At 39.1% G+C, this 17,921-nt stretch carries 17 protein-coding genes; 16 read left to right on the top strand and 1 reads right to left on the bottom strand.

The genetic code is table 11. From position 1 onward, the window contains the following. Window positions 1-11: 11 nt before the first annotated feature. From H0W64_02455 to H0W64_02490, 8 genes are all read left to right on the top strand, one after another. Window positions 12-4,856 carry an NAD-glutamate dehydrogenase gene (locus tag H0W64_02455; GenBank protein MBA3660564.1) on the top strand — a complete coding sequence of 1,615 codons (4,845 nt, stop codon included), beginning with the start codon at window positions 12-14 and terminating at the stop codon, window positions 4,854-4,856. 10 nt (window positions 4,857-4,866) lie between these two features. Next, window positions 4,867-5,757 (top strand): haloalkane dehalogenase, encoded by an 891-nt coding sequence (locus H0W64_02460; protein ID MBA3660565.1) that lies wholly within the window; start codon window positions 4,867-4,869, stop codon window positions 5,755-5,757. A 47-nt stretch (window positions 5,758-5,804) separates the two neighbouring features. Next, window positions 5,805-6,824 carry an aspartate-semialdehyde dehydrogenase gene (locus H0W64_02465; protein ID MBA3660566.1) on the top strand — a complete coding sequence of 340 codons (1,020 nt, stop codon included), beginning with the start codon at window positions 5,805-5,807 and terminating at the stop codon, window positions 6,822-6,824. Then, window positions 6,821-7,150 (top strand): hypothetical protein, encoded by a 330-nt coding sequence (locus H0W64_02470; protein ID MBA3660567.1) that lies wholly within the window; start codon window positions 6,821-6,823, stop codon window positions 7,148-7,150. The genes H0W64_02465 and H0W64_02470 overlap by 4 nt, the downstream gene beginning before the upstream one ends. Window positions 7,151-7,243: 93 nt before the next feature. Beyond that, window positions 7,244-8,020, top strand: a complete 777-nt coding sequence (truA, locus tag H0W64_02475; GenBank protein ID MBA3660568.1) for a tRNA pseudouridine(38-40) synthase TruA — start codon at window positions 7,244-7,246, stop codon at window positions 8,018-8,020. 55 nt (window positions 8,021-8,075) lie between these two features. Next, entirely contained in the window at window positions 8,076-8,945 is an 870-nt protein-coding gene (locus H0W64_02480; GenBank protein MBA3660569.1) for an acetyl-CoA carboxylase carboxyltransferase subunit beta, read from the top strand. Window positions 8,946-8,992: 47 nt separating this feature from the next. After that, a complete protein-coding gene (locus tag H0W64_02485; protein ID MBA3660570.1) occupies window positions 8,993-9,838 on the top strand; it encodes an SPOR domain-containing protein in 846 nt (281 codons plus the stop codon). Further along, window positions 9,835-10,251 (top strand): YjbQ family protein, encoded by a 417-nt coding sequence (locus H0W64_02490; GenBank protein ID MBA3660571.1) that lies wholly within the window; start codon window positions 9,835-9,837, stop codon window positions 10,249-10,251. Before H0W64_02485 ends, H0W64_02490 begins: the two co-directional genes overlap by 4 nt. A gap of 42 nt (window positions 10,252-10,293) precedes the next feature. On the opposite strand, the gene H0W64_02495 is transcribed toward H0W64_02490, so the two are convergent. After that, window positions 10,294-10,983 carry a UDP-2,3-diacylglucosamine diphosphatase gene (locus H0W64_02495; GenBank protein ID MBA3660572.1) on the bottom strand — a complete coding sequence of 230 codons (690 nt, stop codon included), beginning with the start codon at window positions 10,981-10,983 and terminating at the stop codon, window positions 10,294-10,296. A gap of 138 nt (window positions 10,984-11,121) precedes the next feature. Here H0W64_02495 and H0W64_02500 point away from each other — a divergent pair, with 138 nt between their 5' ends. The 8 genes from H0W64_02500 to H0W64_02535 all read left to right on the top strand — a co-directional run bounded on the left by H0W64_02500 (window position 11,122) and on the right by H0W64_02535 (window position 17,766). Continuing rightward, window positions 11,122-11,655 (top strand): hypothetical protein, encoded by a 534-nt coding sequence (locus H0W64_02500; protein MBA3660573.1) that lies wholly within the window; start codon window positions 11,122-11,124, stop codon window positions 11,653-11,655. Window positions 11,656-11,803: 148 nt separating this feature from the next. After that, the gene (gene adk / locus H0W64_02505) at window positions 11,804-12,475 is read left to right on the top strand and encodes an adenylate kinase (protein MBA3660574.1); all 672 of its coding nucleotides are present in this window, start codon (window positions 11,804-11,806) and stop codon (window positions 12,473-12,475) included. A 10-nt stretch (window positions 12,476-12,485) separates the two neighbouring features. Next, a complete protein-coding gene (locus H0W64_02510; GenBank protein MBA3660575.1) occupies window positions 12,486-12,941 on the top strand; it encodes a DUF2147 domain-containing protein in 456 nt (151 codons plus the stop codon). A gap of 227 nt (window positions 12,942-13,168) precedes the next feature. Then, a complete protein-coding gene (locus H0W64_02515) occupies window positions 13,169-14,284 on the top strand; it encodes an ABC transporter permease (protein MBA3660576.1) in 1,116 nt (371 codons plus the stop codon). Then, a complete protein-coding gene (locus H0W64_02520; GenBank protein MBA3660577.1) occupies window positions 14,281-15,075 on the top strand; it encodes an ATP-binding cassette domain-containing protein in 795 nt (264 codons plus the stop codon). The genes H0W64_02515 and H0W64_02520 overlap by 4 nt, the downstream gene beginning before the upstream one ends. Then, a complete protein-coding gene (locus tag H0W64_02525) occupies window positions 15,065-15,889 on the top strand; it encodes an MCE family protein (protein ID MBA3660578.1) in 825 nt (274 codons plus the stop codon). The genes H0W64_02520 and H0W64_02525 overlap by 11 nt, the downstream gene beginning before the upstream one ends. Further along, window positions 15,886-16,512: a membrane integrity-associated transporter subunit PqiC gene (locus tag H0W64_02530; protein ID MBA3660579.1), complete on the top strand. Its 627-nt coding sequence runs from the start codon at window positions 15,886-15,888 to the stop codon at window positions 16,510-16,512. Before H0W64_02525 ends, H0W64_02530 begins: the two co-directional genes overlap by 4 nt. Window positions 16,513-16,644: 132 nt before the next feature. Beyond that, window positions 16,645-17,766: an SGNH/GDSL hydrolase family protein gene (locus H0W64_02535; protein MBA3660580.1), complete on the top strand. Its 1,122-nt coding sequence runs from the start codon at window positions 16,645-16,647 to the stop codon at window positions 17,764-17,766. The last annotated feature ends 155 nt before the right edge of the window (window positions 17,767-17,921 follow it).

Below are 17,921 nucleotides of genomic sequence, written 5' to 3' on the forward strand. Positions count from 1 at the left end.
GAGGCAGTAATATGTCGGGTGTAAGTCATGGTGAAACGCAAAATATTATTAATCAATTAAATGCTTATATTAAAAACCATGCGCCCAGCAAAATAGCTGATTTGCTCATTGTTTTTGCTACTCATTACTTCTCTTCCAGTGCACCCGAAGATTTGCGCGAGCATTCTATAGCACATTTATACGGAATCTTGCTCTCCCATTGGCAGTTGATTTATCAACGCGAACCAGGAGAAACGAAAGTCAGGATATTCAATCCAGATAAAGTTAAGGATGGATTTTTTTCGCGTCATACCGTCATTCAAATTTCGCACGATGACATTCCTTTTCTGGTTGACTCAAGTCGTATGGCAATTAACAGCCACGGCTATCAAATCCATTTCATCATGCATTTTGGTGGCTTGAAAGTTAAGCGAGACGATAATTTTTGTATTCGCGAAATGATGCCGCAGGGCTACAAAGGGCAAGATGTTACCACCGAAGCGCCTATCTATATAGAAATTGATAGGCTGTCTGATGAAGTTGAAATGGAAAATTTAAAGAATGATATTCTGCGGGTTTTAGGTGACGTTCGGGTCGCAGTTGCAGATTGGCGCAAAATGGTTGCAAGAGTAGAAGACTGCTTACATGAATTAGAAAAAAATCCTCCCCGCCTTGAAGCAGAAGAGTTAGTTGAGTCCCGTGATTTTTTGCGTTGGCTCATTTCAAATAATTTTACCTTCTTGGGAGCGCGCGATTATAAACTGATTGGAAATGGTACGAACCGAGCCCTACAAATTATTCCTGGATCGGGGCTAGGTGTTTTGCGTGATGAAACCCTCACTCCCACATCTAAAAGCTATGCCGAATTACCGCCGCAAGCTCGTAAAATGGCGTTATCAAAAAATATTTTAATCATTGCAAAAACTAATACAACCTCAAGTGTTCATCGTCAAGCTTATACTGACTATATTGGTGTAAAACGTTTTAATGAAAAGGGTGAGTTAATTGGAGAAAGACGTTTCATCGGTCTTTATACTTCAACTGCCTACAATTCAAGTCCACGCCATATTCCATTCTTGAGACATAAGGTCGATAAAATTTTAGAAGACTTGAGTTTCCCCACGGATAGTCATGATGGTAAGGAAGCTGTCCATATTTTAGAAACTTTACCTCGTGATGATTTATTTCAAGCGTCGATTGAAGATTTAGTTGATTTAACTCGCGGTATTATTCAACTTAAAGAACGAAAACGCATTCGTTTACTCGTGCGCAGGGACGCCTTTTACCGATATTTTTCTTGCCTCGTATTTGTTCCCCGGGAAATATTTACAACAGAACTTGCTTTTGCGATGCAAACTATTTTAATAGAATCATTTAACGGACTGGAAAGTACTTTCACTACTTATTTCTCTGATTCAGTTTTAGCACGTATTCATTTTCAAGTTCGCGTAAACCCCAAATCTCCCATTGAATATAATGTCGGCCAGATTGAAAAAAAATTAATTCAAGTTGCACGCTCCTGGTCTGAGGATTTGAAAGATCACTTAGTGGAAAAATTTGGTGAGGCTATAGGACTAAAAACTTTTAATAAATATTATAAAGCTTTCCCGACGAGCTTTACCGAATACTATACGACGCCGGATGCATTAGATGATATTGATCGCATGGATACCTTGTCAAAAGAATATCCCTTGACAATGCTGTTTTCTCAATCTGATGACCTTAAAAAATTAAGTTTAAAATTATTTCATGCTGAACAGACGATTGTTTTATCTGACGTACTTCCTATTTTAGAAAACATGGGTTTGCGTATTATTGGTGAACGACCTCATGAAATTAAATTGAAAAGTGGCGAAAGAATTTGGATAAACGATTTTGATATGACTTATGGCAGCAACAAAGCATTAGATATCAATAACATTAAAGACAATTTTCAAGAAGCATTTGCTAAAATTTGGTTCGGACAAGCTGAGAACGACGGCTTTAACCGACTTGTGTTGGAATCTAACTTAACATGGCAAGAAACTGCAATGTTACGTGCTTATACGAAGTATCTTCGTCAAACAGGCTTTACCTTTAGTCAGAATTATATTGAACAAGCCTTAATTAACAATGCTGAAATTACACGCTTATTAGTACAACTCTTTACGCTTCGTTTTGATCCTGCAACGATTAATCACCGGCAGATAGGTCAAAAAGAAATAATCACGAATATTGAACAATTACTGGATGCAGTTTTAAGTTTAGATGAAGATCGCATTTTACGTCGGATTCTTGAAGTAATCCAAGCAACATTGCGTACTAATTATTATCAGCGCAATCACAGGAAGGAAGCCAAGGACTATATATCTTTTAAATTTAATCCTAATGCTATTTCGGATCTACCCTTACCCAGGCCGAAATACGAAATTTTTGTTTACTCACCTCTCGTTGAAGGTGTGCATTTACGGGCTGGCAAAGTTGCACGCGGTGGCTTGCGTTGGTCTGATCGGAAGGAAGATTTTCGCACTGAAGTATTAGGGTTAATGAAAGCGCAGCAAGTCAAAAATACCGTGATTGTTCCTGAAGGGGCTAAAGGTGGCTTCGTAGTCAAGCAAGCGTTAACCCCTGAAATTACCCGAGATGATTATATGAAAGTTGCCATCGGGTGCTATTCAACTTTTATCAGAGGTTTGCTCGATGTCACAGATAATATTAAAGAAGGGCAAATTATTCCGCCTGAAAATGTGATCCGATATGACGAAGATGACCCTTACCTTGTTGTTGCAGCAGATAAAGGGACGGCTACTTTTTCTGATATCGCCAATTCTATTGCGCAAGAGTATGGTTTTTGGCTCGATGATGCTTTTGCATCGGGTGGATCGGCAGGTTACGATCATAAAAAAATGGGTATTACCTCAAGAGGTGTTTGGGTTTCAGTACAACGTCATTTCCGCGAATTAGGAATTGACCCGGAAAAAGATAATTTCACTGTTGTGGGTATTGGAGATATGGGCGGCGATGTGTTTGGCAACGGCATGCTTTTGTCAAAACATATCAAATTAATTGCGGCTTTTAACCACATGCATATTTTTTTAGATCCAGATCCCGATCCGACGATTAGCTATGATGAGCGATTGCGCTTGTTCAATTTACCTCGCTCCAGTTGGATTGATTATGATCCCAAATTAATTTCGGAAGGGGGCGGCGTTTTTAATCGAGCAGCTAAATCAATCAAGCTAACTCCTGAGATTAAGCATATTCTTAATACCAAAAAAGATAGCATGGTGCCGAACGAACTTATTCGCGCCCTTCTAAGGATACCTGTCGATCTCATTTGGAATGGAGGTATCGGTACCTTCATTAAAGCAAGCACCGAAACTCATTTAGATGTGGGCGATCGTACCAATGATGCAATTCGTTTAGATGCTACCGAAATTAACGCACGTGTTATTGCGGAAGGGGGTAATTTAGGCGTAACACAATTAGCTCGCATCGAATATTCTTTGCAAGGTGGTATCGTCAATACTGATTTTATAGATAATTCCGCAGGCGTTGATTGCTCAGACCATGAAGTTAATATCAAAATTCTTTTGAATCGTCTTATCGCCGAGGGTCGTATGACTCGCGAGCAGCGTAATAAGTTATTAGAAACAATGACGGCTGAAGTTGCTTCCTTGGTATTGAATGACAATTATGAACAAACACAAATGTTGTCACTAGAAGCATCCGTTGCCCAGCAAACGATGGATTTATTCCGTCAGTACATGAACGATTTAGAAAAAAAAGAGCGCCTCGATCGAAAATTAGAATATCTACCTGATGATAAAATGCTCCTTGAACGTAAAGCGAATAATAAACCTTTAACGCGTCCTGAAATTGCTATGTTATTGGCTTATTCCAAAATGTTTTTGAAGCAAGATTTACTAACTTCCAGCTTACCTGAAGATCCTTATTTCAATCGTTATTTGGTTGTTGCTTTTCCAAAAGCCTTGCGTGGTAAATATTCAAATGAAATGAAAGAACATAGTCTGCGGCGTGAAATTATTGCCACGCAACTTTGCAAAAGTATAACCGATCGAATGGGCATTAATTTTATTGAACGCTTGCAGCGTGAAAGCGGTGCCTCAGTTGAATTTATTATTCGTGCCTTTGTTATTGCTGAAAACATTTATAATATGGAAGAGATCTGGCAGCAAATTAATTTACTCGATTATCAAGTTGACCCCATCATTCAATATCGTATGATGTTGCAAATTTATTATTTAATCCGTCGCTCGACGCGTTGGTTTCTACGCAACCGCAAACCGAATATCAATATTGAACAAACTATCGCTGATTTTTCCCTCCATATCACCGAACTCATTACTCAACTTCCTCATTTGTTAGATGTACCCGATAAGGAAGCTTACCAAGCCGCCATTCATTATTTCACTGAACAAGGGGTGCCGGATAAATTGGCCCGAGGCGTCGCCAGCTGCGGTACATTATTTACTTCGCTTGATATTGTTGATGCAGCGCAAGAATATGAATTGAATTTAGCAGAAGTTGCGAAAACTTATTATATGCTAGGCAACCGATTGGAGCTTAATGGCCTGCGGGATTTAATGGGTTCTTACATCGTTGAAAATCAGTGGGATGAACTCGCACGAGCTGGTTTTCGTGATGACCTCGACCGAATTCAACGTATTTTAAGTGCCAAAGTGCTAAAGCTTAAAAGTAATGAAGCTAAAGGTAAAGGGATTGCGGAACGTATAGATTTATGGATGGGAAAGCATCCTTTTTTTGTTGACCGTTGGCAGAAATTGCTTGCTGATATCAAGTCAAGTGATATGGTAGGATTTGTTGCATACTCAGTCGCACTTCGAGAATTGTTTGATTTCGCCCAAGCAGCATAAGGATAGGCTCATGGCAAACCCGCAGAACTCAGAAAAACTTTCTTACCCTTCTAAATATGTAAATGTGCTTAACTCGCAAATTCACTATATTGAAGACGGTGTTGGGGACCCCATTCTTTTATTACATGGTGTCCCGACTTCTAGTTATATATGGCGTAATATTATTCCGCATCTTGCACCACTCGGTCGCTGCATCGCTCCCGACTTAATTGGTTTCGGTCGTTCGGGCAAGCCTGATATAGAGTATTCCATTTTTGATCATATTAAATATATTGAAGAATTTATTAAAGTGATGGGTTTGAAGCGAATAACTGTAATTATGCATGGTTGGGGAAGTGTAATTGGACTTGATTATGCTATGCGCCATGAGAGTAACTGCAAAGGGTTAGTTTTTTACGAAGCTTTTTTACGCGCAGCGGATAGCCAGGATATTTCCTTACCTTTTCAAGAGCAATTAATGTCGTTGGGCGTTGAAGAGGAAATGCCTGAGATGATGATAGACGGCGTATCTTTTATTGATAAAATTCTTCCTCAAAATGCGATGCGCACGCTCTCTGAGGTTGAAATGCAAAACTATCGAGAACCTTTTTTGCAAGGGAACGCGAAACCGATTGTTCAATATCTTCGTGATCTACCCAGAGGAAATGGTGAGGGAAAGGTAGAGCAATTAATTGTGAATTATTCAAAAAAATTAATTCAGTCCAAACTGCCAAAACTTTTTCTCTATACCATTCCTGGTTTTGTTACGACCATTGCCACAGTGATGTGGGCTAAAGAAAACTTACCCAATCTAGAAGTCGCTGATCTTGGCGAAGAATTACACCTTGCCCAAGAGAGTAATCCTGAACTTTTAGGGGAAACGATTAGCGTATGGCTGCAAAGCGTGGAACAAACTAAATAAAAATTTGATCGATGATTTATTTCTCCAACTGAGGTGAGCAAAGTATTATGTCTTGTTCAATTGCAATTGTAGGAGCGACGGGTTTAGTTGGTACGACTCTGCTTCAATTATTAGAAGAACGATCTTTTCCTATAAAAAAAATTTACTTACTGGCAAGTGAAAAATCATCTGGCAAATACCTTTCATTTCGCAATGAATCAATCTTACTTCAAGATTTAGACACTTTTGATTTTACTCAAACGCAACTTGCTTTTTTTTGTGTGAGTAATGCTTTAGCTGAGAAATATGCACCAATTGCGGGTGCTGCTGGCAGTGTGGTTATTGATAAGAGTTATTTTTACAGGAATGACCCTGAAGTTCCCTTAATTATTCCCGAAGTGAATTTACAAGATTTACCTCCTTTCAGAAAAAAAAATATTATTGCCAGTCCAAATTGTAATACCATTCCTGTAGCCGTCGGGTTAAAACCCATTTATGACGCCGTTGGTATTTCGCGTATCAATATATCTACCTATCAATCCGTTTCAGGCACGGGAAAAGATGCTATTAACGAATTGATGGCGCAAACCCAGCAAATTTTAAATCATCAACCCATCTATCCTAAAGTCTATGCTCAGCAAATTGCCTTTAATGTATTGCCTCATATTGATGATTTTTTAGAGAATGGTTATACCCGCGAAGAAATGAAAATTGTTTGGGAAATGCAAAAGATTTTTAACGATAATAATTTAGCGATTAATCCTACAGCTGTGCGTGTTCCGGTGGTCTGTGGGCATGCAGCATCCGTTCACATTGAAACAAAAGATAAAATGACTGCAACGCAAGCGAAACGTCTCCTTTCACAATCACCAGGTATCAAAATGATGCCCGAAACTCACGATTATCCAACACCAGCAGTTGACGCTGCTGGAAAAGATTCAGTTTACATTGGTAGAATTCGTGAAGATATTTCTCATGAAAAAGGCTTAAACTTATGGATTGTTGCAGATAATTTAAGGAAAGGTGCCGCATTAAATGCCCTGCAAATCGCAGAATATTTACTTCAAGAAAAGTTGGTAACAGCATGATTTATTTTATTATTAATTTTTATTTACCTCTTTTATTCGCTATTTTCATGGGAGCTGTCAGTATTTTAGGGCTAGGGTTATATTTGCTTCAACACATCAAGATTAACTATAATCGCGCTAGACAGGATACGCTTGAAGGGGAACTTAATAACCAAGACTTCCATGCAATCGCGGGCGAAGACGTTTTTGCGACTAAATTAGACTTAGCACGTGCTTTCATTGAGACCGGCAAAAGAGATAGCGCGAAGCAAATATTAGATAATGTCGTGAAACAAGGTAATCGTATACAACAACAAGAAGCAACTAATTTGCTCAATCAATTTTAATTTGAAACTCAAGTGTAATCTTGATTGATGCAAGCGGGATCAAGGCTACTACAATAATAAAAATTTTTCTTTGAGTTTAAACTTCATATGGCTATGCGCATTGCGTTGGGAATTGAATATAATGGGAGTGGTTTTTACGGTTGGCAAGTTCAACAAGACTTAGTAACGGTTCAGCGTACCCTGGAATTGGCGCTTGCTAAAATTGCTAACGAACCTGTTTTATTACATTGTGCGGGACGGACTGATTCTAACGTTCATGCTACCTCTCAAGTTGTGCATTTTGATACGCAAGCTAAGCGTCATATCGATGCTTGGATCTGGGGAACGAATTCCCATTTACCTGCGGCTATTGCAGTACGTTGGGCCAAAGCTGTTGATTATCAATTTCATGCGCGATTTAGTGCAACTTCAAGACGTTACCGCTACATCATTTATAACCATCCCATTCGAAGCGCAACATTAGCCAATCGCGTTGCCTGGCATTATTACCCGCTCGATGTCGAACCTATGCGCTTAGCAGGATCCTACTTATTAGGGGAACAAGATTTCAGTTCTTTTCGATCATCTAAGTGTGGTTCCAAAACGCCTAAACGCAATATTACTGATTTTAGTATTGCGCGCACGAATGATTTTATTTTATTAGAGATTGAAGCCAATGCTTTTTTGCATCATATGGTGCGCAATATTGCTGGTGTTTTAATGAAAATTGGACGGGGAGAGAAAGATCCTTCCTGGATGAAGGAAGTGATAGAAGCTAGAAATAGACGTTTAGCGGCAGATACAGCAGCGGCGGAAGGTTTATATCTCATTAATGTAGCCTATCCAGAAAAGTATCAATTTCCTCTCAACCCGACACCTTTTTTGTTATAATCTGGGCAACTTTAATGCGAACAAATGTAAAAATTTAATTATAAATGAGCAGCTTATGAATTGGTTTAAAAAGTTACTTCCCTCTCGAATTCGAACAGGCGGCAGTAGTAAGAAAGGGGTGCCAGAAGGTTTGTGGTCCAAATGCGATAACTGTAACTCAGTTCTTTACCGTTCTGAACTCGAACGAAATCTAGAAGTTTGCCCAAAATGCGATTTTCATATTCGAATTTCAGCCCGCAAACGTATTGAATACTTTTTAGATGAAACCGGTGAAACCTTTGAGATAGGTTCCGAAGTTCTACCGCACGATAGGTTAAAATTTAAAGATTTAAAAAAATATAAAGATCGTATTATGACGGCACAACGTGAAACAGGTGAGACTGAAGCGTTAGTCGTGATGAGTGGCGTGCTTTATAAAATGCCTGTTATCGTTTGTGCATTCGAATATGCTTTTATCGGTGGTTCAATGGGTGCAGCTGTTGGGGAACGATTTGTCCAAGGAGTCAATGCAGCTATTCAAAACCGATCACCTCTCATTTGTTTTTCTGCAAGTGGGGGGGCGCGCATGCAAGAAGCTCTGATTTCACTTATGCAAATGGCGAAGGTGAGTGCAGCTTTAGCCTTGCTTTCGGAAGCCAACATTCCCTACATTTCAGTTCTTACTGATCCCACCATGGGCGGCGTTTCTGCAAGTCTTGCAATGCTTGGCGACATTATTATTGCTGAACCTAATGCATTAATTGGTTTTGCAGGTCCAAGGGTTATTGAGCAAACCGTACGTGAAACCTTACCAGAAGGATTTCAGCGTAGCGAATTTTTGTTAGAACATGGTGCAATCGATATGATTTTACATCGTAATGACATGCGTCCTTCTGTGGCGAGAATTATTGCGAAATTGACGAAACAAAAAATAACTGCTACATAGGAAATGGATTTTTTTGCCACTCATTTACTAAAAGGTTTGACGTCAACATGGAAAGTAAAACGAAAAACAGAATTTTAGGCTTATCGATTTTCTTTAGCATCCTTGTTTTATTACTTATTTTTTTTCAGGCTGGCAAGGACGCACCAGGAGAGCCCACTATTTTAAAGGCGCCGCCTTTCCCTGCAAATACCCATCAAGTTACTGATGAGAATACTTCCTATTCTCCTGATACAGCGGGTGTCACTAGCGATCAAACAGTTCAAGAAGCTAATGCCTTACCAGACGAAAAACTTCCCGAATCTCTACCAGGTGCATTTGGTGCATTAAGACCTAGTGTTATTAATGATCCTCAAATGAGTCAAGAGGCAACGAAACCTATACCTGATGAACAAGATGAAGAATTTTCTCCTAAATTAACTATGAACCAGAGCAATAAAGAGATTAGTAAGCAAGATACGAAAGCATCTCCCGCCTTAACTTCGGAAGAAGAGGTAACGATTGAAAAACCAGTTCCAACCAAACCTAAATCTTTTCGACCTATTAAAAGTCGTCCCCGCTTAGCAGAAAAAACTACGCCGTTGCAGCCTATCAATATAAAAAACTTCGCAAAAATTGATGAGGATGGATTATTTAAATTAAAAAATTCTGCTTGGGTGATTCAAATGGGTAGCTTTAAAAGTAAAAATAATGCTGTAAAGCTTGTGAATCAATTGCGAGAGAAAGGTTTTAAAGCTTTCATCCAGCAAGTGGATACCAGTATTGGTAATAGCACACGTGTTTTTGTTGGGCCCGAAACCAAACATGCTGATGCACGTGCAGTTGCGCATAAATTGGAAAATCAAATGCATCTTCATGGGATCGTCATTAGTTATAAACCCTTAGCGCAATCATGATTTTTCAATCCCAATTACAAGTTATAACGCCAGGTCGTCGCATTGTAGATATAACGAAAGATATTGCGAAAGTGATTGCTGAATGTGAGGTTACCACGGGGTTGTGTAACGTTTTTCTTCATCATACCAGTGCATCACTAATTTTGTGTGAAAATGCAGATCCTTTAGTCCAGCAAGATTTAGAAACCTTTATGCAACGTCTGGTTCCTGATGGCGATCCACTTTATCAACATGTAGAAGAAGGTCCAGATGATATGCCTGCGCATGTTCGGGCAATTTTGACTTCCAATTCTCTTACTATACCTATCACAGGGAAAAAGTTAGCATTAGGTACCTGGCAGGGAGTATATATTTGGGAACATCGCATTAAGTCTTACACCCGTAGGTTAACTGTAACGGTGCAAGGTAGCTAGGATGATGATGGTAGGCATGCTGATACGTGCTTACCATTTACATTAAAACTCAATTAAAGCCCTCTTTCCCTTAACGTCCCATACCAAGGCATTTCCTTTTTTATGCCATGCTCCTAAAACAATACGTGTGATTTTTTTATTTTGAATGCGCAAAGGGTGAATGTTAGGTTGATGAGTGTGGCCATGAATTAAGTATTCTACTTGATATTTTTTTATGACCCCTTCCACAGCTTGGGATGTTACATCCATGGTCGTCAGTTTTGTTGACTGAGTGTGCTGCTGACTTTTATGCCGAATATTGTTAGCAAGTTTGCGTCGTAAACTTAGAGGTAGTCGTCCGAAAAACCATTGAATAATGGGCGATCGAAAGAATTTACGTGCACGCAAATAAGCAATATCATCGGTACATAAAGTATCGCCGTGCATTAATAAAACTGATGTACCAAAAAGTTTTATAGGGTGTTCATCATCTAAAAGTTCGCAACCTGTTTGACGTAAAAAAACTTTTCCTATTAAAAAATCGCGGTTTCCACGCTGAAAATAAATACGCATACCTTTTGTGGTAGCGGTCTTTAGAGCTTCGATTATTTTTTCGTGGAAAGGGTGGTGATCATCGTCGCCTATCCAGGCTTCAAATAAATCCCCCAGAATAAACAATTTGCACACACCGAGTTGAGGTGCATTTTGCAGAAGTTTGAGAAACTTTTGATTAATCTCAAGTGTTTCCGGCATGAGATGAAGATCGGAGATAAACAGGACTTTTGTAGGGTAAGACATAAGGGCTATATGATAGCAGATTTTTAATGATTTTACATCCGGTTTATCTTCATATCTATGATCTATAATTAGAATTATACGCAGGAGATTTCCATGAACCTACTGACTGGCGGAACCACAATTGGTCTATGGCATCATGTGATTAAACAGGCTGAAGATCAATGTTCAGTTACCTTAAAGCAAGAGTTGGAGGCATACCTCGTTTCCCTCTTAGCGCGTTATATTGATAAGCCTGAGATGGCTAAGCAAATCTTTGCTACGGCTTTTCTTGAAGCTATCAATCAGCGTGATCGCATGCGCCATATATCGCTACAAAATGTCGGAGACGGTTGCTTGCTCTTTGCCGGACTTTTCCCTCAAGCAGCAGAACGTCGTCAGGCTAAAGTAAGCTATTTTGTCGACGTTGGCCGTTCAGCCTATGCCAATATTTCGCATGCCAGTGATGATATCTATAATATGCTGGCCATGGACTTTGTCGTGCTTATGGACGTCCTCCAATCGATTCAAAACCCTGACTTAATGCCTCTTGAGGCTTATGAACAATGGAATGATGTAGGCAGCCAGCGGGCCTTTAAAATGCTTAAAGCCTATACCCGAGCCATTCCTTTTCGACATTTAAAAAGATAGCTTTAATTTTGCCCAACTTACGCACCTTTCATTGAGTTCAACCTCTAGACTCACTAAAATACCTTTCTCCACTGCCTGCAAAAGGTGAAATTTCCACTGCGAGTGATGGAGAAAGTGTATCTATTTTTAAGAAGAGGAGCACGGCTCAATGTATTTAATCTTGCTTGGCGCGCCAGGTGCAGGTAAGGGAACCCAAGCCCAATTTATTAAAGCGCAATATCAAATACCTCAAATTTCTACTGGGGATATTTTTCGCGCGGCCATCAAAGATGAATCACCGCTCGGTCGCGAAGTTAAGACGCTAGTTGATAGCGGTCAGTTGGTGCCTGATAATCTTGTTATTCAACTGGTGTTGGATCGTATCAAGCAACCTGATTGCAAAAATGGTTTTTTACTCGATGGGTTTCCTCGCACTTTAAAACAAGCTGAGGCACTCCATGACGCAACCCCCATTGATTATGTTATTGATATTGATGTTCCCCATGATGAAATTATTAAACGCTTAACAGGACGTCGCATTCATCCAGGTTCAGGCAGAATTTATCATACCGAATATCAACCGCCGCAAGTGGAAGGTATTGATGATGTAACGGGGGAGCCCCTCATTCAGCGATTGGACGACACAGAAGAAACTGTATGTAAGCGACTGCAAATCTATGAAGCGCAAACCGCACCACTTAAATCTTTTTATCAACATCACTTAAACACATTGCAAAAACATAACCCAGTGTATGTTCGAATCGATGGTACCAAACCTAAGGATGAGATAAAAAATAATATTTCTTCAATATTAGATCACAAGGAAGCCCAAAATGAATAAATTTAAATGGATTGGCGTTTTGTCTTACTTATTAGCTACAGGTTTATACGCGAACGATGCAATTAATCCAACGGGCTATTGGAAAACAATTGATGACGTTACCGGAAAGCCAAAAGCTATTGTGGAGATTCTAACCGAAGCAGATTCAACCTTAGTCGGTAAAGTTTTAAAAATTTTTCCGCAGCAAGGACAACCGCAAATTGAGGTGTGCCGAGCTTGTGAAGGAAAGAAACATAACCAACGAATCGTGGGCTTAACTGTCATAGAAAAATTAAAACCAAGTCCTGAAAAAAATAATGAATGGTTAAATGGTGAAATTTTAGATCCAAAAAACGGTAAAGTTTATCACTGTAACATTCGCTTAACTGATAATGGTCAGAAGCTCCAAGTACGGGGTTATCTCGGACTACCTCTATTTGGGCGTACGCAAACCTGGATTAAGGTTAAAGAGCCTGCTATTAGTTAAGGTCATCCTGATGCGTTGCAGGGTAGCGTTGAGTAATGATCCTGCAACGATTTATTCCTAGGCGTTTCTTGTGACTTAAAGCTTAGATTGTTGTTCACCCCGAGTTATGACGTGCATAGCAATTCAAAACTTGCAAGTAAGCACCAGAAGTTAATACAGGTGACAGTGGATTTGCATTCCCTTATTATCCAGGTAATACTGGGCGATTACTGGTAATTATTAAGCCTATGCAGCCACCTAGCCAAAATAAATTCGATGAGCAAAAAAAAATATTTTTTTGCGAAGGTGATTGGGATGTGAGTCATCTCCCGCGTCTCAAAACAAGTCTAAATCAAATCCCTACAAAAATTGAAAGCCTCACTATCAATGGTCAAAATATCAAAAAAATGGATAGTGCCGGGGCCTGGCTTTTAGATAAATGGCAAAAAAAACGCAAAACTCAAGGCGTAGAAATTAAGTTACAAGACTTTGCTGAAGATCATCAAGCATTAATTGCGATGATCGATAAAAATTTAAAAGATGAAGTGAAGTTAGCTAAACCCAAACCCAAAAATTTCTTTTATTTCGTGGGTCAGTTCACGGTAGAACAATCTCGAGAACTTTATCAATATCTTGGTTTTATAGGATTACTTTTTTACGAGGGGTTGAGAATAGTCCGAAAACCCCATCGTTTTCGTGTAAATGCAGTTTCGAGTGTAATTTATAGAACTGGCGTCCAAGCGTTGCCTATTATTGCGCTTTTGTCATTTATGATTGGAGTTGTCATCACTTATCAATTAGGGGTGCAGCTTCGCAATTATGGTGCTAATGCGTTCATAGTCGACTTGGTCGGCATTGCAGTGCTCCGAGAATTTGGTCCTCTTTTGACAGCAATAATGGTTGCCGGCAGAACGGGTTCTGCGTTTACAGCGCAACTTGGCATGATGAAAATCAATCAAGAAATTGATGCCTTAAATACGATGGGAGTAACGCCTGCAGAATTACTATTGCTACCCCGCATTTTAGGACTTTTTATTGCCTTACCCCTCCTTACGGTCTGGGCCGACGTTTTTGGTGTTATGGGCGGTATGGCCATGGCGCATGGCATGATGGATGTTACCTGGTATGAATTTTTGCATCGTTTTCCGCATGCAGTAAAGTTAAAAAATCTACTAATCGGCTTAGGTAAGGCGCCTGTTTTCGCCATCATCATAGCAACCATTGGTTGCTTTCAAGGCATGCGTGTTAAGGGTAGCGCAGATAGTGTTGGCCAGAATACAACACGCAGTGTCGTACTTTCCATCTTCTTTATCATTGTTGCAGATGCTGTCTTCTCAATTGTTTTTAGTATCATGAAATTATGAATATGAATACTGATCCAATCATTGAAATCAAAGATATGAAAACGAAGCTAGGCGGCGAGTGGGTTCATAAAAATATTAACCTAACCGTTAATCGCGGTGAAGTGTTAGCGATTGTTGGTGGAAGTGGGTCGGGTAAGACGACTCTATTACGAGAAATGCTTGCGCTGACAAAACCCACTTCAGGCAGTATCAAAGTCTTTGGTCAAGAAATAACGCAAGCGTCACCTAAAACTCTTTTAGCTATTCAGAAGCGATGGGGTACACTTTTCCAGCAAAGCGCTTTGTTCAGCTCGCTTACCCTTGAAGAAAATGTCGCTTTCCCCTTAAAAGAGCATACGAATCTTGATCAACAAACGATTGCTGACCTCGCTTTTTTAAAAATTATGTTAGCCGGTTTACCACAAGAAGCGGGTTTAAAGTTTCCTGCGGAATTATCAGGTGGTATGCAAAAAAGAGCAGGGCTTGCTCGAGCACTCGTGCTCGATCCTGAAATTGTATTTTTAGATGAACCTACCTCCGGTCTTGATCCTGTAACTGCAGCAGGTTTTGATCAGCTTATTGCCGATTTACAAAGTTCTATGGGATTAACGATTGTGATGGTTACGCATGATATTGATAGCTTATGGCGTATTGCCAATCGGGTTGCTTTTTTAGGAGAAGGTGTTGTGTTAGATGTGGACACAATGCCAAAATTGATGAAAAATCCAAATCCAATGATTCAAGCATTTTTTAATGGTCCGCGTGGTCGTGCGGCAGCAGAGAGCCAACAAGGAACAAACCATGGAAACTAATGCAAATTATACTATGACGGGGATTTTTGTTTTATCCTTGTTAATCGCAATCATTTTTCTAATTATCTGGCTATCTTCCGGTTTTGCTTTTCAAGGCTACAAAATCTATAAAGTTTATATGAAAGAATCAGTTTCAGGACTCAATGTCGATTCACCTGTAGAGTTTAATGGTGTCGGAGTAGGTACAGTCAAAAGTATTGAAATTAATAATGAGAATCCGGAACTTGTTGAATTACTCTTAAATGTCAGTAAAGATGCGCCAGTTTCGCAAGGAACTGAAGCAACTCTGAATTCTCGAGGCTTGACTGGAATGACTTACGTAGCGCTTAAGGACAAAAGTAATGATTTACGTCCTTTGCGACCGAACCGGGGTGAAGAATATCCTATTATTAAAACTTCTCCCTCCTTGTTTTTGCGCCTGGATGCGGCTTTAAGTCAGCTCACTGAAAACATGAAAACCGTTGCTTCTTCCGTGCAGTCTCTACTCGATAAAGATAATTTACATTCGATTAAGGAAATACTAATTAACCTCGACAATCTTTCTCGGGGTCTTGCTAGCAATAATCAACGCCTAACCACTATTATGGAAAATACCGCTATTGCGACCCAAGAATTAAGGCCTTTATTGCGAGCAAGTATTACTACAATGCGGGCATTGGAAAATCAAATTTTACCCACTACAACCCGTTTACTTTTTAATATCGATAATATTACACGCACGCTTTCTGAAGTAACTAGTGAGGTTAGGCAAAACCCATCCGTTCTCCTTCGCGGTTCAGAAAAACCCATTTTAGGACCAGGTGAAACAAGATGAAAATGATGACCAACTTGTTAGCAGTCTCAAAATATATTTCTTTAGCAATAGGATGTTTAGCAATTTCCTCTTGCTCTGTATTCTCTCCCGTCAAATTAAAACCAGATCGTACTTATATTATCGATAGTGAACCTGCCGCGGTCGTTAAAAAAAGAAAGCGAAATGTTACTTTGTTGGTAATGAAACCTGACACTGTTTCAGCATACGACACCAAGGAAATGGCTTACACAAGGAAACCTTTCGAAGTTAATTTTTATACCCAAAGTCACTGGGTCGAAAGGCCAGAAGAAATGTTGCAACCTTTAATTGTAGATACGCTTCAGCGTACGCATTATTTTCATGCCATTGTTTCTCCACCGTTTAGTGGGCGTTATAATTATATTTTGAATACGCAAATTTTAAAATTGGAGCAAGACTTTACTCAAACACCCGCTATTCTTAAATTTTACATTAGAACCCAACTTACTAAAGCGTCGAGTAATAGAATTTTAAATATTTCGGTATATAAAATAGAACAACCCATACAAGCTTGCTCTGCTTATAGCGGTGTGATTGCTGCAAATATTGCGACAGTTCGTTTTTTAAGGGCCCTTTCCATGCAAACCATTCGGACTTTAAACTAGCATGCTTTACATATAAAAGCTTTAACTTACATTGTACTTTGCTATTGAAACTATGTGATTAAAAAAAATAGTTTACTCAACCCCAAGGGATGAGGTAGAAATGACGCAAGACAATTGGACGTTGAGGGCTTTATGCAAAGCAGAAAAAAATTATTATTTTTTTTATTCATAATTTCTCAATCATTTTTTCCTCAGCAACTTTGGGCGGGCTCAGGGACGCCTTTCAAGCAAATTGTTTTCTTTGGTGATAGTTTAACTGATAATGGCAATCTCTATTGGTATGATTGGGGTGTGTTACCAAAATCTCCGCCTTACTTTCATGGAAGATTTTCAAATGGTATCGTCTGGAGTGAGTTAGTAAGTCAATATTACCATGATAAAAATGCTACGCCTTCAGTTAACTTCGCTTTTGGTGGGGAAACAGTTTTATATCATGGCCCCATGAGTGGATATCTTCCTTATAATTTAAACTGGTCACTCAAGAGCTATCTGGTAAGAACGGCGTGGCAAGATCGTACGAATGCTCTATATATCATTTGGATTGGCGCCAACGATTATCTCCCTGGTAAGATTGAGCTAGACAAAGTTACAACTGATGTCGTTAAAACCATTAAAGGTGTTGTAGAGTCCTTGATTAATCGTGGTGGGAAAAATTTTATTATTATTAATTTACCTAATCTAGCAAAAACACCCTATGGTAAAAGTAGTCCCATTGCAGAAACTTTGCAATGGGTTTCAATGTTACATAATCTTAAACTCGATCTGGCTGTTGCAGAAATTGAAGCTGGTTATAAGCACGTTAATATTCAACTTTTCAGTATTAATAAACTTTTTGATAATATCTTGAAGCATACTGATGCTGTAAATAAAAAATATCACACTCAGATTAATAATATTCATGAAGCATGTTGGCAAGGGCCGTATTCTTTTAGGGATCAACAGGATGACAGCAAACTATTAGAACAAGAACTTTACCAGCATTTTAAGGTGCATTATAAATTAAATAAAATGAATGAAGTAAATTCTAAGATTTCAAATAAGTTTAATGCGCAAAGCCTTGCCCATTTCGTTGCAACATCGCCTGCCCTTTTAGAAGCGTATCGCGTCGCAGAAGATGCGGAAAATATAACTCCATGCACCAATCCCCATGAATATTTATTCTGGGATCAAGTGCATGTTACGTCGCAAGTTCATAAAATGCTTGCGCTTCACGCGATAGAATTTATTGAGAATCATTTTAATCAAGCTCAATAAATCAAAATTTGTAATTTGATATTCTTATTGCTAATTTAAAAAACAAGAAAAAATATAGCGCTTTCTTGAACAGGTTGAACTTGAAATTATTTTGATATACCATGGCTAGGTGAATTCACTTCTTAAAATATCTCGACTGCAAATTTGATCTTTGT

It is taken from the genome of Gammaproteobacteria bacterium (assembly GCA_013816845.1).
Taxonomy (GTDB): domain Bacteria; phylum Pseudomonadota; class Gammaproteobacteria; order DSM-16500; family DSM-16500; genus Aquicella.

Excerpts from the sequence above, each read along its gene's own strand:
- H0W64_02455 (MBA3660564.1), top strand. The coding sequence starts at position 12 with ATGTCGGGTGTAAGTCATGGTGAAACGCAAAATATTATTAATCAATTA.
- H0W64_02460 (MBA3660565.1), top strand. The coding sequence starts at position 4,867 with ATGGCAAACCCGCAGAACTCAGAAAAACTTTCTTACCCTTCTAAATAT.
- H0W64_02465 (MBA3660566.1), top strand. The coding sequence starts at position 5,805 with ATGTCTTGTTCAATTGCAATTGTAGGAGCGACGGGTTTAGTTGGTACG.
- H0W64_02470 (MBA3660567.1), top strand. The coding sequence starts at position 6,821 with ATGATTTATTTTATTATTAATTTTTATTTACCTCTTTTATTCGCTATT.
- truA (MBA3660568.1), top strand. The coding sequence starts at position 7,244 with ATGCGCATTGCGTTGGGAATTGAATATAATGGGAGTGGTTTTTACGGT.
- H0W64_02480 (MBA3660569.1), top strand. The coding sequence starts at position 8,076 with ATGAATTGGTTTAAAAAGTTACTTCCCTCTCGAATTCGAACAGGCGGC.
- H0W64_02485 (MBA3660570.1), top strand. The coding sequence starts at position 8,993 with ATGGAAAGTAAAACGAAAAACAGAATTTTAGGCTTATCGATTTTCTTT.
- H0W64_02490 (MBA3660571.1), top strand. The coding sequence starts at position 9,835 with ATGATTTTTCAATCCCAATTACAAGTTATAACGCCAGGTCGTCGCATT.
- H0W64_02495 (MBA3660572.1), bottom strand. The coding sequence starts at position 10,983 with ATGCCGGAAACACTTGAGATTAATCAAAAGTTTCTCAAACTTCTGCAA.
- H0W64_02500 (MBA3660573.1), top strand. The coding sequence starts at position 11,122 with ATGAACCTACTGACTGGCGGAACCACAATTGGTCTATGGCATCATGTG.
- adk (MBA3660574.1), top strand. The coding sequence starts at position 11,804 with ATGTATTTAATCTTGCTTGGCGCGCCAGGTGCAGGTAAGGGAACCCAA.
- H0W64_02515 (MBA3660576.1), top strand. The coding sequence starts at position 13,169 with ATGCAGCCACCTAGCCAAAATAAATTCGATGAGCAAAAAAAAATATTT.
- H0W64_02520 (MBA3660577.1), top strand. The coding sequence starts at position 14,281 with ATGAATATGAATACTGATCCAATCATTGAAATCAAAGATATGAAAACG.
- H0W64_02525 (MBA3660578.1), top strand. The coding sequence starts at position 15,065 with ATGGAAACTAATGCAAATTATACTATGACGGGGATTTTTGTTTTATCC.
- H0W64_02530 (MBA3660579.1), top strand. The coding sequence starts at position 15,886 with ATGAAAATGATGACCAACTTGTTAGCAGTCTCAAAATATATTTCTTTA.
- H0W64_02535 (MBA3660580.1), top strand. The coding sequence starts at position 16,645 with ATGCAAAGCAGAAAAAAATTATTATTTTTTTTATTCATAATTTCTCAA.